The sequence below is a fragment of the Aequorivita sp. KMM 9714 genome, from assembly GCF_011065475.1.
Classification (GTDB): Bacteria; Bacteroidota; Bacteroidia; order Flavobacteriales; family Flavobacteriaceae; genus Aequorivita; species Aequorivita sinensis.
Map to the genome: position 1 here is coordinate 1 of NZ_JAAGRO010000021.1, position 1,048 is coordinate 1,048.

Genomic DNA, 1,048 nt, shown 5'->3' on the forward strand with positions numbered 1-1,048 from the left:
CCTCCTAATAATGGGTCGTCTACTATGATGTTAGACAGACTTACATTTCCTTGGTTAGTTACTGTGAAAGTGTATGTGATAGTCTCGTCAACATCTGAACAATCGTCACCGTTCTCGTCATTAAAGATTCCTGTTTTTACAATCGCAATTGCAGGGTTTTGACAAAGTTCGATAACTGTCGGCTCGTCGTTTCCAACTGTTGATCCGGATACATCGGATACTGTACTTTGGTCTGGAGCTGTTCCAGTAGCTGTCGCTTGGTTCACTACTTCCCCAGCATCAATATCTGCCTGGGTGATTGCGTAGCTGGCTTCATATATCCAAGTTTCAGTTACATCAAGTTCTCCATCACCATCAGTGTCTCCACTTAATGGACCGGCTAATGGACCTCCTAATAATGGATCGTCTACTATGATGTTAGACAGACTTACATTTCCTTGGTTAGTTACTGTGAAAGTATATGTAATAGTCTCATCAACATTTGAACAAGCATCACCGTTCTCGTCATTAAAGACTCCTGTTTTTACAATTGCAATTGCAGGGTTTTGACAAAGTTCGATAACTGTTGGGTCATCGTTTCCAGTTGTCGATCCGGATACATCGGATACTGTACTTTGATCTGGAGCTGTTCCAGTAGCTGTCGCTTGGTTCACTACTTCCCCAGCATCAATATCTACCTGGGTAATTGTGTAGCTCGCTTCATATATCCAAGTTTCTGTTACATCAAGCTCTCCATCCCCATCAGTGTCTCCACTTATTGGACCGGCTAATGGACCTCCTAATAATGGGTCGTCTACTATGATGTTAGACAGACTTACATTTCCTTGGTTAGTTACTGTAAAAGTATATGTGATAGTCTCATCAACATTAGTACAACCATCATCGTTCTCATCATTGAAAACTCCTGTTTTCACAATCGCTATTGCAGGGTTTTGACAAAGTTCGATAACTGTTGGGTCATCGTTTCCAATTGTCGATCCTGATACATCACTTACCTCTGTCTGGTTAGGAGTAGTTCCTGTAGCTGTCGCTTGGTTCACTACTTCCC

At 42.0% G+C, this 1,048-nt stretch carries 1 pseudogene; it reads right to left on the bottom strand.

Going from position 1 to position 1,048, the window contains the following annotated elements:
* Nucleotides 1–1,048 (bottom strand): annotated as a pseudogene (locus G3A46_RS14000) (hypothetical protein); the annotation flags it as partial.